Consider the following 16,915-nt stretch of genomic DNA (forward strand, 5'->3'; position numbering starts at 1 on the left):
GAATGGGGTTTTTTGTTTTTTATCTCTTCGAAGGCTTCGCAAAATATAGCATCAATCGCTTCAATCCCAAAACCTATGGGCAGCCATAATTAGGCGAATTACTGTGTTACCCGAGTCTAGTCTGCTACTAAATTCCAATCTTTATAGACGACCTGCCCAGTTTCTTCAATGAACCACCTTCTGCGTGGGATATGAAGATCTACTTGGTGTGCGCGAATTGAAAAATCTTGAACGGCTATTTCATCAAAAAATCCTTTAGGGCTTAATTTATTTGTAGATACTCTTTAGGAATCGAATTAATTTCTTTTAAACACAAATGAAGTTTTTCTTCTGCTTTTTTATAAGAAGTCAAATCAAAATAATCCACAATAATCTCTGGTATTACTATTTTGATAAGTTCGCTATACGAATCTTGCATGCGTTTTATTTTAAAATGCAAAGGCCGAAATTTAATATTTCCCTATAACTTTTTGTCTTGATTCGTTTTTTTGCCATTGTAGTCAAACATAATCGAATGTAGAATTCCTATTTTAAGCCAAAATTTATTTTATCTACAAGCCAATTAGTCATCGGTTATTTGGTGTGGTGGCAAGTATTGCAAGCTCTTTTATAATCTTTTCGAATTTAACTTGTAGTAGAGCTAGAATTTTATACATACTACTTTTCAATTGATGATTTTTTCGTATTCTATTCGCAAAAGCCTGATCACTATTAAATTGTTTAGCAAATTTTATAGGTCTTGACTATTAAATATTTTTATTTTTTGCATGCCTCTTATAAATTTCCTTATATTATTTTCAATAGTGACTTTGGGATATTTTACATTTATAACACGCAATCGTTTTAGATTGTATTCTAGTAAAAAGTGATTATATAATTTTTTAATAATCGATATAGTAGATATTTGGGATAAGTATAATATGTTTATCGGTATAAGTACTATTTGTTTTTGCTATCAGTTAATTTTTAATCAATATTTTAGTGATTAATCAATTTAAATATATATTTTTAGATTTTAAATTTACACTCTTTTTTTTTAATTATAACCATTTTATTTGGTCACAACTTGCAGCTTATGAGGAAAAAAATACTTTTATTTTTACTATTTCATTCATTATTTAGTTTTAGTTCAAGAGCCGAGAATTTAAATATTAATGTAGTAGTCCATGATTTTGATTTGAAATTAATTTCGTGTTCTATTTCGTTGGAAACTAATATTAATCGGATAAAGAAAATTAATTATCTACAGAATTTAAAAGCAGTAGTTGCATTACCACCTCCTAATACTATCGCAGGGAGTACATGCGGTGATGGATTGAATTCAGTACAAGTTAATATTTCTGCTTTTGGATCTAATGGTACAGAAACCATTGAATGGTATACATCTCAAACGGCTGGTATACCAATTTACACGGGTAATGTTTATAGTCCTAACATCAATACCACTCGTACTTATTATGTGCAAAGTAGATTAGGGGCTGATGTTAGTATTCGCGTGCCTGTCGTCGCTTCTGTTTACGTTATTCCTCCTGATGTTACTCTGGCTGTTTCCCCTGCTCATTATGGTTCGTTGACTTTATGTCTAGGAACAGCAGTAACTTTCACTGCTACTGGTGGTGGTGATTTGTTTGAGTTTTCAGTAGACGGGGTCGTAAAACAAAGTATGTCAACAAATAAAGTGTTTGTTACTAATACATTAACAGACGGTCAAGTTGTTAGGGTAAGAACAAGATATGCTGTAAGTTTTGATGGTAATGTTACAGAAAAAGCATGGGGCACAGGGTCATTAGAAGATAATTTTCTTAGTGCTCCATTGTCTGCTGGCGCATCTACAGGATATATTAATTCATTAAAAATAAGCCCTACAGAAGATAAATTAACATTTGGTGTACTAGGGAAAGTGCTCAGTAACAGAAGAATTTTAGTCTTTTTGGATACTAAAGCTGGTGGATTTAATGTTACTGATTACGGTGATGAAAATGGGACAATACCTTTGGTTAATGCATTTAATTTCTTTAACAATACTCTTAGTTTTTTTGACTCTTATTTTCAGGCAGATTATTGTTTAGCTATTGGAACGGATTTAGGTGAAAGTAATTATACTGCAGATTTAATTGAATTAAAAACAGGTACTTCAATTAAGACTAATATAAGTACCGTTGCAACAGGAAGCCCCTCTTCAGTGATGGGAGTGAACAAAAACAACACTGGTATTAATGATTATAGTTTGGGCTTTGAAGTTGAAATTTTAAAATCTCTTATCGGTTATACCACAGGTGATATTAAATTCTTCGCTATGACTATGGCTGATCAAGATGAAACAAATTATTTGGTTACAAATTCTTTTTTAAGTCCTGAAAGAACCAGTAATTTAGATTATGGCAATGGTGCTATAGATTTTAATGTTAAAGATTCGAATCCAGTCGTAGTTGCTTCATCTGCATTAACACCTTGTTATGCTGAAGCAAATATTACTATGAGTTTTGTTGAAAACCCTTCGATTGCTACCGTTGGAGGAAATCAGTCTAAATGTATTTTAACCAGCGATTCTTTGGGAGGGAATACCCCAGCTGTTGGTACAGGTTCTTGGTCTAAAAAATCCGGTCCTGGTGACGTTACGTTTAGTGATATTACAAATGGATCTTCAACAGCAACAGTTAATGCTGAGGGTATTTATGTGTTTACTTGGACGATTTCAAATGGTCAGTGTACTCCTTCAACCGCTGATATCACTGTAGATTACAAAATAACTCTTCCCCCTGTTGTTGTTTCTATAACTCAGCCAACTTGTGCAGATAATTCAGGTAGTGTTGTATTGAATGACTTGCCTTCGGTTGGTAATTGGACAATCACTCCATCCATAGGTAGTCCTGTTACAGGATCGGGAAGTAGTTATGAATTCAGTAATTTAACAGCATCCACAACTTATACGTTTACTGTAACGGGTTTAAATAATTGCCCTTCGGTTCCATCAGCTGCTGTGACAATTAATGCGATTCCACTTCCTCCAGTAGTTCCAGCAACGGCTAGCGTAGTGCAACCAACTTGTGCAATCCCATCAGGAGGTATTTCCATCACGGCACAATCTGGAGTTGAATACAGTTTGGATGGTACAACGTATCAATCTTCGAATACTTTTTCAGGATTGGCTCCAAATAATTATACTTTGTATGTAAGAAACACAGCAGATAATACTTGTGTTACGCCTTCATCATCTGTAATTACCATTAACGCGGTTCCACTTCCTCCAATTGTTCCGATAACGGCTAGCGTAGTGCAACCAACTTGTGCGACTCCATCTGGAAGTATTTCCATCGCGACGCAAACAGGAGTAGAATATAGTTTAGATGGAACAACGTACCAATCTTCGAATACCTTTTCAGGATTGGCTCCAAATAATTATACGTTGTATGTAAGAAACACAGCGGATAATACGTGTGTTACACCTTCATCATCACTAATTACAATTAATGCGGTTCCACTTCCTCCGGTGGTTCCAACAACGGCGAGCGTAGTGCAACCAACTTGTGCAACTCCATCAGGAAGTATTTCCATCACGAAGCAATCGGGAGTAGAATACAGTTTGGATGGCACAACGTATCAATCTTCGAATACTTTTTCAGGATTGACATCAAATAATTATACTATGTATGTAAGAAACACAGCAGATAATACGTGTGTTACGCCTTCTTCATCAGTAATTACAATTAATGCGGTTCCGCTTCCTCCAGTAGTTCCGACAACGGCTAGCGTAGTGCAACCAACTTGTGCAATACCATCGGGAAGTATTTCCATCACGACACAATCGGGAGTAGAATACAGTTTGGATGGTACAACGTATCAATCTTCAAATACTTTTTCAGGATTGGCTCCAAATAATTATACTTTGTATGCAAGAAACACAGCGGATAATACGTGTGTTACACCTTCATCATCTGTAATTATAATTAATGCAGTTCCACTTCCTCCAGTTGTTCCGACAACGGCTAATGTAGTGCAACCAACTTGTGCAATACCATCGGGAAGCATTTCCATCACGACACAAACAGGAGTAGAATACAGTTTGGATGGCACAACGTATCAATCTTCGAATACTTTTTCAGGATTGGCTCCAAATAATTATACTTTGTATGTAAGAAACACAGCGGATAATACGTGTGTTACGCCTTCATCATTAGTAATTACGATTAATGCTATTCCACTTCCTCCAGTTGTTCCGACAACAGCTAGCGTAGTGCAACCAACTTGCGCGACTCCATCAGGAAGTATTTCAATTGCTACACAATCAGGAGTAGAATATAGTTTGGATGGCACAACGTATAAATCGTCGAATGCCTTTTCAGGATTGGCTCCAAATAATTATACGTTGTATGTAAGAAACACAGCAGATAATACGTGTGTTACACCTTCATCTGCTGCAATTACAATTAATGCGGTTCCACTTCCTCCAATTGTTCCGACAACGGCTAGCGTAGTGCAACCAACTTGTGCAATCCCATCAGGAAGTATTTCCATCACAACACAATCGGGAGTAGAATACAGTTTGGATGGAACAACATATCAATCTTCGAATACTTTTTCAGGATTGACACCAAATAATTATACTTTGTATGTAAGAAACACAGCAGATAATACGTGTGTTACGCCTTCTTCATCAGTAATTACAATTAATGCTATTCCGCTTCCTCCAGTTGTTCCGACAACGGCTAGCGTAGTGCAACCAACTTGTGCAATTCCATCCGGAAGTATTTCCATCACGACACAATCGGGAGTAGAATACAGTTTGGATGGAACAACATATCAATCTTCGAATACTTTTTCAGGATTGGCTCCAAATAATTATACTCTGTACGTAAGAAACACAGCAGATAATACGTGTGTTACGCCTTCGTTATCAGTAATTACCATTAATGCGGTTCCACTTCCTCCGATTGTTCCGACAACGGCGAGCGTGGTGCAACCAACTTGCGCGACTCCATCAGGAAGTATTTCCATCACAACACAATCGGGAGTAGAATACAGCTTGGATGGCACAACATATCAATCTTCGAATACATTTTCAGGATTGGCTCCAAATAATTATACTTGGTATGTGAGAAACACAGCAGATAATACGTGTGTTACGCCTTCATCAGCAGTTATCACAATTAATGCTATTTCACTTCCTCCAATTGTTCCGACAACGGCGAGCGTGGTGCAACCAACTTGTGCAACTCCATCAGGAAGTATTTCCATCACGACACAATCGGGAGTTGAATACAGTTTGGATGGCACAACATATCAATCTTCGAATACTTTTTCAGGATTGGCTCCAAATAACTATACTTTGTATGTAAGAAACACAGCGGATAATACTTGTGTTACACCTTCATCTGCTGCAATTACAATTAATGCGGTTCCACTTCCACCAATTGTTCCGACAACGGTTAGCGTAGTGCAACCAACTTGTGCGACTCCATCAGGAAGTATTTCCATCACAACACAATCGGGAGTAGAATACAGTTTGGATGGTACAACGTATCAATCTTCGAATACTTTTTCAGGATTGCCTCCAAATAATTATACTTTGTATGTAAGAAATACAGTGGATAATACGTGTGCAGCTCAATCAGTATCAACAATTACTATTAAAGCTATTCCACTTCCTCCTGTCGTACCAACAACGGTTAGCGTGGTGCAACCAACTTGCGCGACTCCATCAGGAAGTATTTCCATTTCCACACAATCGGGAGTAGAATACAGTTTGGATGGAACAACATATCAATCTTCGAATATCTTTTCAGGATTGGCTCCAAATACTTATACTTTGTATGTAAGAAACACAGCGGATAATACTTGTGTAACGCCTTCATCTGTTGCAATTACAATTAATGCTATTCCACTTCCTCCAATTGTTCCGACAACGGCTAGCGTGGTGCAACCTACTTGTGCGATTCCATCGGGAAGTATTTCCATCACGACGCAATCGGGAGTTGAATACAGTTTGGATGGTACTACGTATCAATCTTCGAATACTTTTTCAGGATTGGTTCCAAATAATTATACTTTGTATGTAAGAAACACAGCAGATAATACTTGTGTTACACCTTCATCTGCTGCAATTACAATTAATGCTATTCCACTTCCTCCAATTGTTCCGACAACGGCTAGCGTAGTGCAACCAACTTGTGCGACTCCATCAGGAAGTATTGCAATAACAACACAACTTGGCGTAGAGTACAGTTTGAACGGGGTAACGTACCAATCTTCGAATACTTTTTCAGGATTGGTTCCAAATAATTACACATTGTATGTAAGAAATACAGTGGATAATACTTGTGCAGCTCAATCGGTATCAGTAATTATTATTAATGCTATTCCACTTCTTCCTGTCGTACCAACTGCGACAACTGTGATTCAACCAACTTGTGCGATTCCTTCGGGAACTATTACCATAGTTGCTCAATCTGGAGTTGAGTATAGTTTGAATGGTTCAACCTATCAAACCTCAAATACATTTTCAGGATTAGCACCAAATAATTACCTATTGTATGTTAGAAATATTGCTGACAATACATGTTCTGTTATAAGTATGGCGGGTGTAACTGTTAATCCACTTCCGTTATTGCCGTCAACTCCAACTTTGGTACAAGTTACACAACCAACTTGCTTGGTACGTTCTGGAAGTATTACAATTAGTACACAAGCAGATGTTCAATACAGTATAGGTAGTGGTTATCAAAACAGTCCTGTTTTTAATAATTTGGCTTCAGGTAAATACATCATGAGTGTACGATTTACTGCTAGTATTGCGTGTATAACTGTCGGTTCTGAAATAACTATAAATGCGATTCCTCCACAAATACAATTTGAAACGATAGGTGACTGTGAAAATAAGGAATATATTTTAACAGCAAATCCTATGTCAAGTTCATACGATTCAAATGAGGTTTCTTATCAATGGAAAGATAAAGATGGAAATCTTGTTGGAACAAATTCAAATGTTTTAAATGTTACTGACGTCATCGCTTCAACTCCTACTGGAGAAATAGTTTTTCCTGCAGTCTATTCGCTCACAGTGACTTCTGTAGCTACAGGTTGTGAAACATCTGCGAATGTGATAGTTGAATCTGCTTATTGTAATATTCAAAAAGGAATTTCTCCAGATGGAAACGGTTCAAATGATTTCTTCGATTTAAGTTTGATGGACGTCAAAAAACTGGAAATATTTAACAGATACGGTATTAAGGTTTATAGTCAGCAGAATTATACAGACCAATGGAAAGGCCAGTCAAATAAAGGAGAAGATCTTCCAGGTGCTACTTATTATTATGTGATTGAATTTAATAGCGGCGAGCCAAAAACAGGTTGGATTTATTTGATTAGAGAAAAACAGTAATTAATGTATTTATTAGTCCACAGCAATTTTTAGTCGACTCATAAACTGAAAAATATATAGATATGAACAAAATACTATTGATGTCGCTTTTAACACTCTTCACTTGTATAGATGTAAAAGCACAACAAGATCCACATTATACTCAATATATGTATAATATGAATGTTATCAATCCAGCCTATGCAGGTTCAAAAGAGAACCTCTCTCTAGGACTTTTATATAGAAAACAATGGGTTAATATTGAAGGTTCTCCAGCTTCATTTACTTTTTCTGGCCATGCTCCAGCGGGTAAAAATGTTGGAATTGGTATCTCTTTTATTTCAGATAAAATAGGACCGGTAACTGAGCAAAACGTATTTGGAGATTTCTCCTATACATTGAAATTAGGAGATACGCAGCGATTGGCATTTGGTCTAAAAGCTGGAGTTTCTTTCCATAAAGTGGGACTTAGAGATATTCAATCGAGCTTGCCGGACCCAACAGAAGGTATCTTTGGAGAAGATATTAATGACACTTCACTGAATTTAGGGACAGGTTTGTTTTATTATACAGACAAATATTATGTGGCATTATCACTTCCTAATATGTTAAAAGCAGCGCATTTAGATTATAACGGGCGTGAATATGGCTCAGATGTATCGCATTATTTTTTAACGGCAGGTTATGTTTTTGATGTTAATTATGAACTGAAATTTAAGCCTTCATTTATGCTGAAATCAGCCTTTGATGTGACTCCCTCCTTAGACTTGTCAGCTAATTTTTTATATCAGGAAAAGTTCGAGATTGGGGCAACATACAGATTGCAAGACAGTTTTGGCGGAATGATTAATTTTGCAGTGACTCCAGAATTAAGAATCGGATACGCTTATGATCATATCGTTTCGGATTTAAAAGTTACTGCGCCTTCGTCACATGAATTCATATTGTTATATGATTTATTTGAATCGAAAAAAGTGTCCCGTTCCCCTAGATTTTTCTAAAATTTAATTACTCAACGTAATGAAAAAAAATACAATATTATTGTTTTTTGTGTTAGCGAGTTTTTCACTTTGCGCACAAAATAAAGAGACTAAGAATGCTGATAAATTATTTGAAAGCTACGATTATGTTGAAGCGGCCAAAGAATATATCGAATTAGTCGAAAAAGGGAATTCCGATGCCTATTTGAGCAAACAACTCGGCGATAGTTATTTTTATATGCAAAATACTACAGAATCTGAAAGGTGGTATGCTAAAGCGATACAATCGCAGCAAGATGCGGAAACCTATTATAGATATGCTCAAATGCTTAAATCTAACGGTAAATATGCAGAATCAAATGCACAAATGAAAGCATTTTCTAAGGTTGCGCCTAATGATCAGCGGGCAATTACGTTTAATAAAAATCCAAATTACCAAATGGATTTAAATGCTATAGAAAAACGATTTGACGTCAATAGAATTGCAGTGAATTCAGAACGGTCTGATTTTGGTGCCGTTCTTTATAGCGATGCTCTTTATTTTGCAAGTGCCAGAAATGAAAGTAACAAACTATACGGTTGGAATAACGAACCGTATTTGGATATTTACCAATCTACTTATAATGCTGATGGGAGTTACTCAGAACCAATTCCTGTTAATGAATTAAATAGTAGGTTTCATGAAGGTCCGTTGACTATGACTAAAGACGGTACAGTTGTTTACTTTTCAAGTGAAAGTTTCAAGGATAAATTATTTGAAAAAGATAAAACACATAAGCTAAAGTTTGGTCAAGTCAATCTTTATAAAGCAGTGAAAGAAAATGGGAAATGGAGCAACATAATCCCGTTACCATTCAATAGTAAAAGTTATTCTACGGGCAATCCATCGGTAGATAAAGAGGGTAAAGTCCTTTATTTTGCTTCTAATATGCCTGGCTCTTTAGGGGGAACTGACATTTGGAAAGTAATGGTGAACAATGATGGAACATTTGGAATACCAGAAAATTTGGGAAGTAAAATCAACACAATGGGTGATGAGAATTTTCCTTTTGTAACAGATGATTCTATTTTGTACTTTTCATCAAATGGACTAACGGGTTTTGGAGGTTTAGATGTTTTTTCGGTGGATTTAAATAAAGATTTGGAACCCAATAATCTTGGAAAACCAGTAAATACGGAGAAAGATGATTTCGCTTTTACTTTTAATACAGATAAAAATTTAGGATATGTTTCCAGTAACCGTTCCGGTAAAGATCATATTTATAGCGCGACTCCAATCTGTAATGCTCAAATTTTTGTTGCGGTTAAAAATGCTAAAACAGGTGAATTATTAGAAAATTCCAGAGTTGTTATTTTGGATGCCAACAAAACTATTTTAGAAACCCAAATATCTGACAGTAGTGGTGAAGTTCTATATAACGCAGAATGTAAAAAGCCGTATACGTTAGAAGTTTATAAAGACGGCTATATTACTAAATCATTTTCTACCTCAAGTATTCAGGGCAAAATGAGTATCGAAGCTACATTAGAGCCTATTGATGTTATTGTTACAGAAACAGAAATCATACTAAATCCTATTTATTTTTATTCTAATAAAAGCGATATTACAGATCGTGGTGCAGTAGAACTTGATAAATTGGTTTATGTTATGTCGCAAAACGATGCAATTAAAATTCATGTAAAAGCGCATACTGATTCCAGAGGAACGAATGAATATAATTTAGATTTATCCGAGAGAAGAGCGCAATCTACTGGTGCATATATTATTTCTAAAGGTATCAATTCGATTAGGATTTTAGGAACCGGATACGGTGAATCACTACCAAAAATTGATTGTCAAGATAAGTGCACTGAATTAGAATATGCCTTAAACAGACGATCTGAGTTTATGATTGTAAAATAATGTACTTGATTTTAAGTATACAAAAAACAGGATGCTTATTGGCATCCTGTTTTTGTTTAATGTGATATTATTTTTTTTATCTAACCGTGGATAGTTTCTTGTTTACCATAGTTTGTGATAATCGAGGTTTCAAATTCGATCCATTCCTTCCAGCGTTTGTCTACATCTATATTGTCAGCATATTTGCGTGCAAATCCCAGAAAAGTAGTGTAATGCCCCGCTTCGGAAATCATTAAATCTCTATAGAAAGTAGCCAATTCAACATCTTTTATGTTTTCTGATAAAACTTTAAATCGTTCACAGCTTCTGGCTTCAATCATTGCAGAAAACAACAATCGGTCACAAAGTGCATCTTTTCGGCTGCCATCTTTTTTCATGAATTTAAAAAGTTCATTTACATAATGATCTTTCCTTTCTCTGCCTAAGGTCAATCCTTTGCTTTTTATTAAATTATGAACCAATTGCAAATGGTCTAATTCTTCTTTTGCAATGATTAACATTTCGGTCACTAATTCCTCATGTTCCGAATTATAAGTAACTAAACTTATCGCATTAGAAGCAGCTTTTTGCTCGCACCAAGCATGATCCGTTAATATTTCTTCTATATTTGATTCAACTATATTTACCCAACGTGGGTCTGTGGCTAATTTTAATCCTAACATGATGATGAAATTTATTTGCTACAAAATTAGTGTTTTATAATCTATTTTTGGTTCTAATGACCGTATTGAACTCAAAATAGCATTATTTTGCAAATGAAATTTTATAATAATATGAATCAAGTTCAAAAGCTTTTAATTATCGGTTTTGTATGGCCAGAGCCTAATTCGTCAGCAGCAGGAGGAAGGATGATGCAACTGATTTCACTTTTTAAAGCGCAAGGTTTTAGTATTATGTTTGCCAGTCCAGCGCAAGACAGCGATTTCATGGTTGATTTAGGTGAATATGTAGTTGATAAAAAATCTATAGAACTTAATAATTCTAGTTTTGATGTTTTTATAAAAGAACTGAATCCGGATGTGGTTTTGTTTGACCGTTTTATGATGGAAGAACAATTTGGTTGGCGCGTTGCCGAAAATTGTCCTGATGCGTTACGATTATTGGATACTGAAGACTTACATTGTTTGCGTTTGGCTCGTCAGAAAGCTTTCAAAGAAAACCGTTCTTTTATTGCAACCGATTTATTTGTTGAAGACGTCGCCAAACGGGAAATTGCCAGTATTTTGCGTTGTGATTTGTCTTTGATGATTTCAGAATTTGAGATGGAACTACTAGAATCTACTTTTAAAATTGATAAATCCTTATTATATTATTTACCTTTTTTATTGGAGCCAATTGACGATACTGAAATTCAGGAATTACCAATTTTCGAAGATCGGAAAGACTTTATTTTTATCGGAAATTTTCTTCATGAGCCTAATTGGAATGCCGTTCAATATTTAAAAGATACAATTTGGCCTATGATTAAAAAACGTTTGCCAGAAGCCGTTTTGAATGTTTATGGTGCTTATCCCTCGCAAAAAGTAATGCAACTGCATAATAAGAAAGAAGGCTTTTTGATTAAGGGCCGAGCTATTGATGCGCAAGAAGTAGTTAAGCAAGCACGAGTGGTTTTGGCTCCTTTGCGTTTTGGTGCAGGGATTAAAGGAAAATTATTGGAAGCGATGCAATGCGGAACGCCAAGTGTTACGACTTTCATTGGTTCAGAATCCATGCATGGTGATTTGCCTTGGAATGGTTTTAGTACGGATGATGTAGCTGATTTTGTATATAGCGCAATACATTTGTATCAAGACAAAACAATTTGGCTTGAAGCCCAACAAAATGGATTGGAAATTATCAATCAACGCTATTTAAAAGTTTTGTTCGAGAGTAATTTTAGTGTTAAAATAGAATTTTTACGCTCTAATTTACCGCAGCATCGATTGAATAATTTTATGGGTTCCATGTTACAACACCATACTTTAAAAAGCACAAAATATATGTCGCGTTGGATTGAGGAGAAGAACAAATAAAAAATCCCGTCAAGTTTTAGAAACAAGACGGGATTTGTATTTTAAGAACCGAGTTATTATGCAAGCATCGTAACTGGGTTTTCTATAAATTGTTTCAATGTTTGTAAAAATTGAGCTCCCGTTGCGCCATCAATTGTTCTGTGGTCGCAAGCTAAAGATAACATCATTGTATTTCCTACAACAATTTGGCCATTTTTCACCACTGGTTTTTCTACAATAGCTCCTACGGATAAGATAGCAGAATTTGGTTGGTTAATGATAGAGTTGAATTCAGTAATACCAAACATTCCAAGATTAGAAACTGTAAAAGTACTTCCTTCCATTTCTGTAGGTAATAATTTTTTGTTTTTAGCTCTTCCTGCAAGATCTCTTACGCTTCCGCCAATTTGAGATAAACTCATAGCATCTGTAAAACGTAATACTGGAACTACTAATCCGTCTTCGACCGCTACAGCAACCCCAATATTCACATGATGGTTAATAAGAATTGAGTCTTCTCTCCATTGTGAATTCACTTTTGGATGTTTTTTCAAAGCCATTGCACACGCTTTGATCACCATATCGTTAAACGATACTTTTGTGTCCGGAACGCTGTTAATGATGACTCTTGATTTCATTGCTTCATCCATAGCCACTTCTATAACTAAGTTGTAATGTGGAGCTGTGAATAAAGACTCTGCTAAACGTTTGGCTATGATTTTTCGCATTTGCGAATTCTTGATTTCTTCTGTGAAAACTTCTCCTGCCGGTACAAATGGTTTTGTAGCAGCTGCAGTTTCTGTTTTCGCTGGGGCAGTTGCAGTTGCTGGTGCAGCAGCAGCAGCTTGTGGGGTAAAGTTTTCAATATCGCTTTTTACAATACGTCCGTTTTCACCAGAACCTTTTACTTGAGTCAATTGAATTCCTTTATCACTTGCAATTTTCTTTGCTAATGGTGATGCTAAAATTCGTTGACCATCAGTTGATGCTTCCTGAGCAACTGGTTCTGCTGTTTTTTCTGTCGGAGTAACTTTTTTTTCTTCCTCTTTTTCTTCCTCTTTTTCGACTTTTGGAGCTGCTTCTGGCGCTCCTCCAGTTTTATAATTTTCAGCAACTCCGCTAATATCCGTACCTGCTGGTCCGATAATTGCTAAAAGGCTGTCTACTGGTGCTGAATTTCCTTCCTCGATTCCGATATACAATAAAGATCCTTCATTGAAAGATTCGAATTCCATTGTTGCTTTGTCTGTCTCGATTTCAGCAAGGATGTCACCTTCGGCAACTGCATCGCCTACTTTTTTTAACCAGGTAGCCACGGTACCTTCGGTCATGGTGTCGCTTAAACGAGGCATAGTGACAACTATGACTCCTTCTGGTAAAGCGGCAGATTTGGGTTTTGTTTCTTGTTTTTCAGCTTCAGGAGTTGCTTCCGCTGTTTCTTCAGTATCTTTTGATTCTTCTTTTTCCTTTGGAGCAGCATCATCTGTTTTTCCAGCGATTAAAGCAGAAACATCTTCGCCTTCATCTCCTATAATTGCTAATAGAGAATCTACCGGTGCCGTGTCTCCTTCCGGAATGCCTATGTATAAGAGCGTTCCTTCATTGAAGGATTCGAATTCCATTGTAGCTTTGTCCGTTTCAATTTCGGCAAGGATATCTCCTTCGCTGATTTTATCACCTACTTTTTTAATCCAAGTTGCTACCGTCCCTTCGGTCATTGTATCGCTCAAACGAGGCATTGTAATTATTGTTGCCATAATTTATTTATAATTTATGAGGTAAAAATGGATAGTTTTCTTGATCGTATACTACATCGTAAAGTTGTTGAATTTCTGGATAATCAGATTCTTCTGCAAATTTTACACATTCTTCTACTAAACTTTTTACTCTCTTTTCTATTGCTCCAATTTCTTCATCGGTAGCGTATTCCTTCTCTTTAATTATATCTAAAACTTGCGTTATAGGATCTATTTTTTTGTATTCTTCTACTTCTTCTTTCGAACGATATAATTGTGCATCTGACATCGAGTGGCCTCTGTATCGGTACGTTTTCATCTCCAGAAAAGTAGGTCCGTCCCCACGACGAGCTCTGTCAATTGCTTCTGTCATTGCTTCAGCAACTTTTACGGGATTCATTCCATCAACTGGTCCACAAGGCATTTCGTATCCTAAACCAAGTTTCCAAATATCAGTATGATTGGCTGTTCTTTCTACAGAAGTTCCCATTGCATATCCATTGTTCTCCACAATAAACACAACTGGAAGTTTCCATAACATCGCCATGTTGAAGGCTTCATGTAATGACCCTTGTCGAGCTGCACCATCGCCAAAATACGTTAAGGTTACCCCGCCTGTTTCAAAATATTTATCTGCAAACGCTAATCCTGCACCTACGGGAATTTGTCCGCCTACAATCCCGTGACCACCATAAAAACGGTGTTCTTTTGAGAAAATATGCATTGAGCCTCCCATTCCTTTTGATGTTCCGGTAACTTTTCCTAAAAGTTCTGCCATCACACGTCTAGGATCAACCCCCATACCTATTGGCTGAACGTGATTTCTGTAAGCCGTGATCATTTTGTCTTTTGTCAAATCCATAGCGTGCAATGCACCAGCTAAAACTGCTTCTTGACCATTGTATAAATGCAAAAAACCTCTAACTTTTTGTTGAATATATAATGCTGCGAGTTTGTCCTCAAACTTTCTCCAAAGCAGCATCTCTTCATACCAATTTAAATATACTTCTTTTGTAACTTCTTTCATCTGAATTTTTCTTTTGCTAAAGTGTTATTGTATTATCAATGTGTACCTATAACGCAAAATAGTTTCCTCCCACAAATTTGCGCCCCGAAAGGGTCGGGATGCAAAAATAAGACATTCCAACTTAGAACTAAAATTTAATAGCTAGTTTTTAAATATTTTACAAATATTTTTTGTCGAACATAAAAGGGAGTAGATTTTTTAGGGATTCTGATTTGTAAATTGAACCAACTTCTCCCATGAAATAGATTTCAATTGGGAATTCTTGTCGGATTTCATATTCTGCTATAGATTGTCTGCAAGAACCACAAGGCGGTATGGGGGTTGATGTCGTATTCGTATCTGAGGCGGCGGTAATTGCCATTTTCAAAATTTTTGCATCTGGATAGACTGCGCCTGCATGGAAAACTGCTACCCGCTCTGCACAAAGTCCAGATGGATAAGCGGCATTTTCTTGGTTTGAACCTAAAACTATTTTACCGTTATCTAAAAGAAGGGCTGCGCCTACTCTGAATTTCGAATATGGTGCGTAAGCATTTTTTCTAACTTCAACAGCTTGTTCCATCAAATTCTGAATGTCAGTAGGTAAATCTTTGATCGCATCAAATGCTTGGAATTGTGTGGTAATTGATATTTCTTTCATAATTATGTAAAGGAAAAAAAATCCAAACTTCATCGCGAGCCTTCGAGATTGAAATTTGGATTGTTATTTGTGGATTTAATTTAAATTTAATATTCTTCGTATTTGTCTCCAAAATTGAAGGTCAGTGAAAAACGAAGGGTGTTTTCTAATGGGTTTTTTACTTTTGAAGCTGAGAATAAATAAGAGACATCTACTTTGACTACATTGTATTTGAAACCTGCTCCAAGAGATAAAAATTGTCTAGCCCCTTTCAACGGACTTTCGTGAAAATATCCTAAGCGCATTGCAAAAGAATCTTGGTATAAATATTCGGCACCTACCGCATACGTTACTTCTTTTACTTCTTCTCCAAATCCATCAGGCGCATCACCAAATGATTTGAAAACACCGGATGTCCAGCCAATAGAACGGTAATTATCATTGTTTTGATTGCGTTCTTCGGGCGTTACTGTGCCATCACTATTCAAATCTGGATTCTGAGGAGTTGGAACTAATAATTTATTAAATTCAACATTTAGGGAAACCTTGTTGTAATCGTCTAAAATAAAGTCAAAACCAGTTCCTACTTTTAAATTAGCGGGTAAAAAATTATTGTTAAAATCATCATTGTCATAACTAATCTTTGGACCTAGATTTTGAATGTTAAATCCAGCTCTCCATCTTCCGTTGAATTCGTTATACGCCAATTCTTCAGACTGATAAAAACCGGCTACATCTACAGCAAAAGAACTTGCAGATGTGGCGTCATTATTTTCAGAAGCAACTTTTAAATTAGAATTTATGAATCTTCCTGCAATTGCCATCGAGAATTTCTCACTTAATTTTAAGGAGTAAGAACCGTCAACAGCAAATTCATTAGGGGATACGGTAGGAAAGGCTTCTGTAGGTTCGCCTGTTTTGCGTAAAGGAATTTCGCCCCATCCAAAATAACGAATGCTTCCCGCAAAAGCACTTCGATCATTCAGTTTTTGATAATAGGTCAGTTGTGCTAATGCGATATCATTTGCCAGATCAGCAAGGTATGGCGTGTAACTTATTGAAAACCCTTGCGCATCTGTAGCAAATGCATATTTAGCCGGATTCCATTGTTGGGAAAAAGCATCTGCTGATGTGGCAACTCCCATATCTCCCATACCTGCAGCTCTTGCATCGGCAGCGACTAATAAAAATGGAACCCCAGGGTTTATGACCCTACTCTCCTGAGCCTTTGCAAAGGAAATCATTAATAAAAGAGTAAAAATCAGTATTGTTTTTTTCATTATCTCAGAAGGTTTGTTA

The 16,915-nt window shown here is 36.2% G+C and carries 11 protein-coding genes; 4 read left to right on the top strand and 7 right to left on the bottom strand.

All coding sequences use genetic code 11. The features are described from left to right. Nucleotides 1-116: 116 nt before the first annotated feature. A complete protein-coding gene (locus ACEN2F_RS11100) occupies nucleotides 117-239 on the bottom strand; it encodes a hypothetical protein (RefSeq protein ID WP_441739300.1) in 123 nt (40 codons plus the stop codon). A 23-nt stretch (nucleotides 240-262) separates the two neighbouring features. Beyond that, on the bottom strand, nucleotides 263-418 hold the full coding sequence (locus ACEN2F_RS11105; protein ID WP_441739077.1) for a hypothetical protein: 156 nt from the start codon (nucleotides 416-418) through the stop codon (nucleotides 263-265). A gap of 657 nt (nucleotides 419-1,075) precedes the next feature. On the opposite strand from ACEN2F_RS11105, the gene ACEN2F_RS11110 reads away from it, so the two are divergent. From ACEN2F_RS11110 to ACEN2F_RS11120, 3 genes are all read left to right on the top strand, one after another. Then, nucleotides 1,076-7,378, top strand: coding sequence for a gliding motility-associated C-terminal domain-containing protein (locus ACEN2F_RS11110; RefSeq protein WP_441739079.1), 6,303 nt, complete (start codon nucleotides 1,076-1,078; stop codon nucleotides 7,376-7,378). Nucleotides 7,379-7,440: 62 nt separating this feature from the next. Continuing rightward, entirely contained in the window at nucleotides 7,441-8,358 is a 918-nt protein-coding gene (locus tag ACEN2F_RS11115) for a PorP/SprF family type IX secretion system membrane protein (RefSeq protein WP_441739081.1), read from the top strand. Nucleotides 8,359-8,377: 19 nt separating this feature from the next. Then, nucleotides 8,378-10,240 carry an OmpA family protein gene (locus tag ACEN2F_RS11120; RefSeq protein WP_441739083.1) on the top strand — a complete coding sequence of 621 codons (1,863 nt, stop codon included), beginning with the start codon at nucleotides 8,378-8,380 and terminating at the stop codon, nucleotides 10,238-10,240. An 80-nt stretch (nucleotides 10,241-10,320) separates the two neighbouring features. Here the strand turns inward: ACEN2F_RS11120 and ACEN2F_RS11125 are convergent, their stop codons facing one another. Then, complete coding sequence (locus ACEN2F_RS11125) at nucleotides 10,321-10,902, bottom strand: tRNA-(ms[2]io[6]A)-hydroxylase (protein WP_441739085.1); 582 nt, start codon at nucleotides 10,900-10,902, stop codon at nucleotides 10,321-10,323. 111 nt (nucleotides 10,903-11,013) lie between these two features. Between ACEN2F_RS11125 and ACEN2F_RS11130 the strand changes: the two genes are divergently transcribed. Then, entirely contained in the window at nucleotides 11,014-12,255 is a 1,242-nt protein-coding gene (locus tag ACEN2F_RS11130; protein ID WP_441739086.1) for a glycosyltransferase family 4 protein, read from the top strand. A gap of 56 nt (nucleotides 12,256-12,311) precedes the next feature. On the opposite strand, the gene ACEN2F_RS11135 is transcribed toward ACEN2F_RS11130, so the two are convergent. The 4 genes from ACEN2F_RS11135 to porV form a co-directional block, all read right to left on the bottom strand. Next, the gene (locus ACEN2F_RS11135; RefSeq protein ID WP_441739088.1) at nucleotides 12,312-13,991 is read right to left on the bottom strand and encodes a pyruvate dehydrogenase complex dihydrolipoamide acetyltransferase; all 1,680 of its coding nucleotides are present in this window, start codon (nucleotides 13,989-13,991) and stop codon (nucleotides 12,312-12,314) included. 7 nt (nucleotides 13,992-13,998) lie between these two features. Beyond that, complete coding sequence (pdhA, locus tag ACEN2F_RS11140) at nucleotides 13,999-14,997, bottom strand: pyruvate dehydrogenase (acetyl-transferring) E1 component subunit alpha (protein ID WP_441739090.1); 999 nt, start codon at nucleotides 14,995-14,997, stop codon at nucleotides 13,999-14,001. A 157-nt stretch (nucleotides 14,998-15,154) separates the two neighbouring features. Then, nucleotides 15,155-15,637: a cytidine deaminase gene (cdd, locus tag ACEN2F_RS11145; protein ID WP_441739092.1), complete on the bottom strand. Its 483-nt coding sequence runs from the start codon at nucleotides 15,635-15,637 to the stop codon at nucleotides 15,155-15,157. An 86-nt stretch (nucleotides 15,638-15,723) separates the two neighbouring features. Next, on the bottom strand, nucleotides 15,724-16,896 hold the full coding sequence (gene porV, locus ACEN2F_RS11150; protein ID WP_441739094.1) for a type IX secretion system outer membrane channel protein PorV: 1,173 nt from the start codon (nucleotides 16,894-16,896) through the stop codon (nucleotides 15,724-15,726). Nucleotides 16,897-16,915: the final 19 nt, after the last annotated feature.

Origin of the sequence: Flavobacterium sp. W20_MBD1_R3 (assembly GCF_052119725.1) — a bacterium.
Taxonomy (GTDB): domain Bacteria; phylum Bacteroidota; class Bacteroidia; order Flavobacteriales; family Flavobacteriaceae; genus Flavobacterium.

Coding starts and splice junctions, on each gene's coding strand:
- ACEN2F_RS11110 (WP_441739079.1), top strand. CDS start 1,076: ATGAGGAAAAAAATACTTTTATTTTTACTATTTCATTCATTATTTAGT.
- cdd (WP_441739092.1), bottom strand. CDS start 15,637: ATGAAAGAAATATCAATTACCACACAATTCCAAGCATTTGATGCGATC.
- ACEN2F_RS11130 (WP_441739086.1), top strand. CDS start 11,014: ATGAATCAAGTTCAAAAGCTTTTAATTATCGGTTTTGTATGGCCAGAG.
- ACEN2F_RS11120 (WP_441739083.1), top strand. CDS start 8,378: ATGAAAAAAAATACAATATTATTGTTTTTTGTGTTAGCGAGTTTTTCA.
- ACEN2F_RS11125 (WP_441739085.1), bottom strand. CDS start 10,902: ATGTTAGGATTAAAATTAGCCACAGACCCACGTTGGGTAAATATAGTT.
- porV (WP_441739094.1), bottom strand. CDS start 16,896: ATGAAAAAAACAATACTGATTTTTACTCTTTTATTAATGATTTCCTTT.
- ACEN2F_RS11135 (WP_441739088.1), bottom strand. CDS start 13,991: ATGGCAACAATAATTACAATGCCTCGTTTGAGCGATACAATGACCGAA.
- pdhA (WP_441739090.1), bottom strand. CDS start 14,997: ATGAAAGAAGTTACAAAAGAAGTATATTTAAATTGGTATGAAGAGATG.
- ACEN2F_RS11105 (WP_441739077.1), bottom strand. CDS start 418: ATGCAAGATTCGTATAGCGAACTTATCAAAATAGTAATACCAGAGATT.
- ACEN2F_RS11115 (WP_441739081.1), top strand. CDS start 7,441: ATGAACAAAATACTATTGATGTCGCTTTTAACACTCTTCACTTGTATA.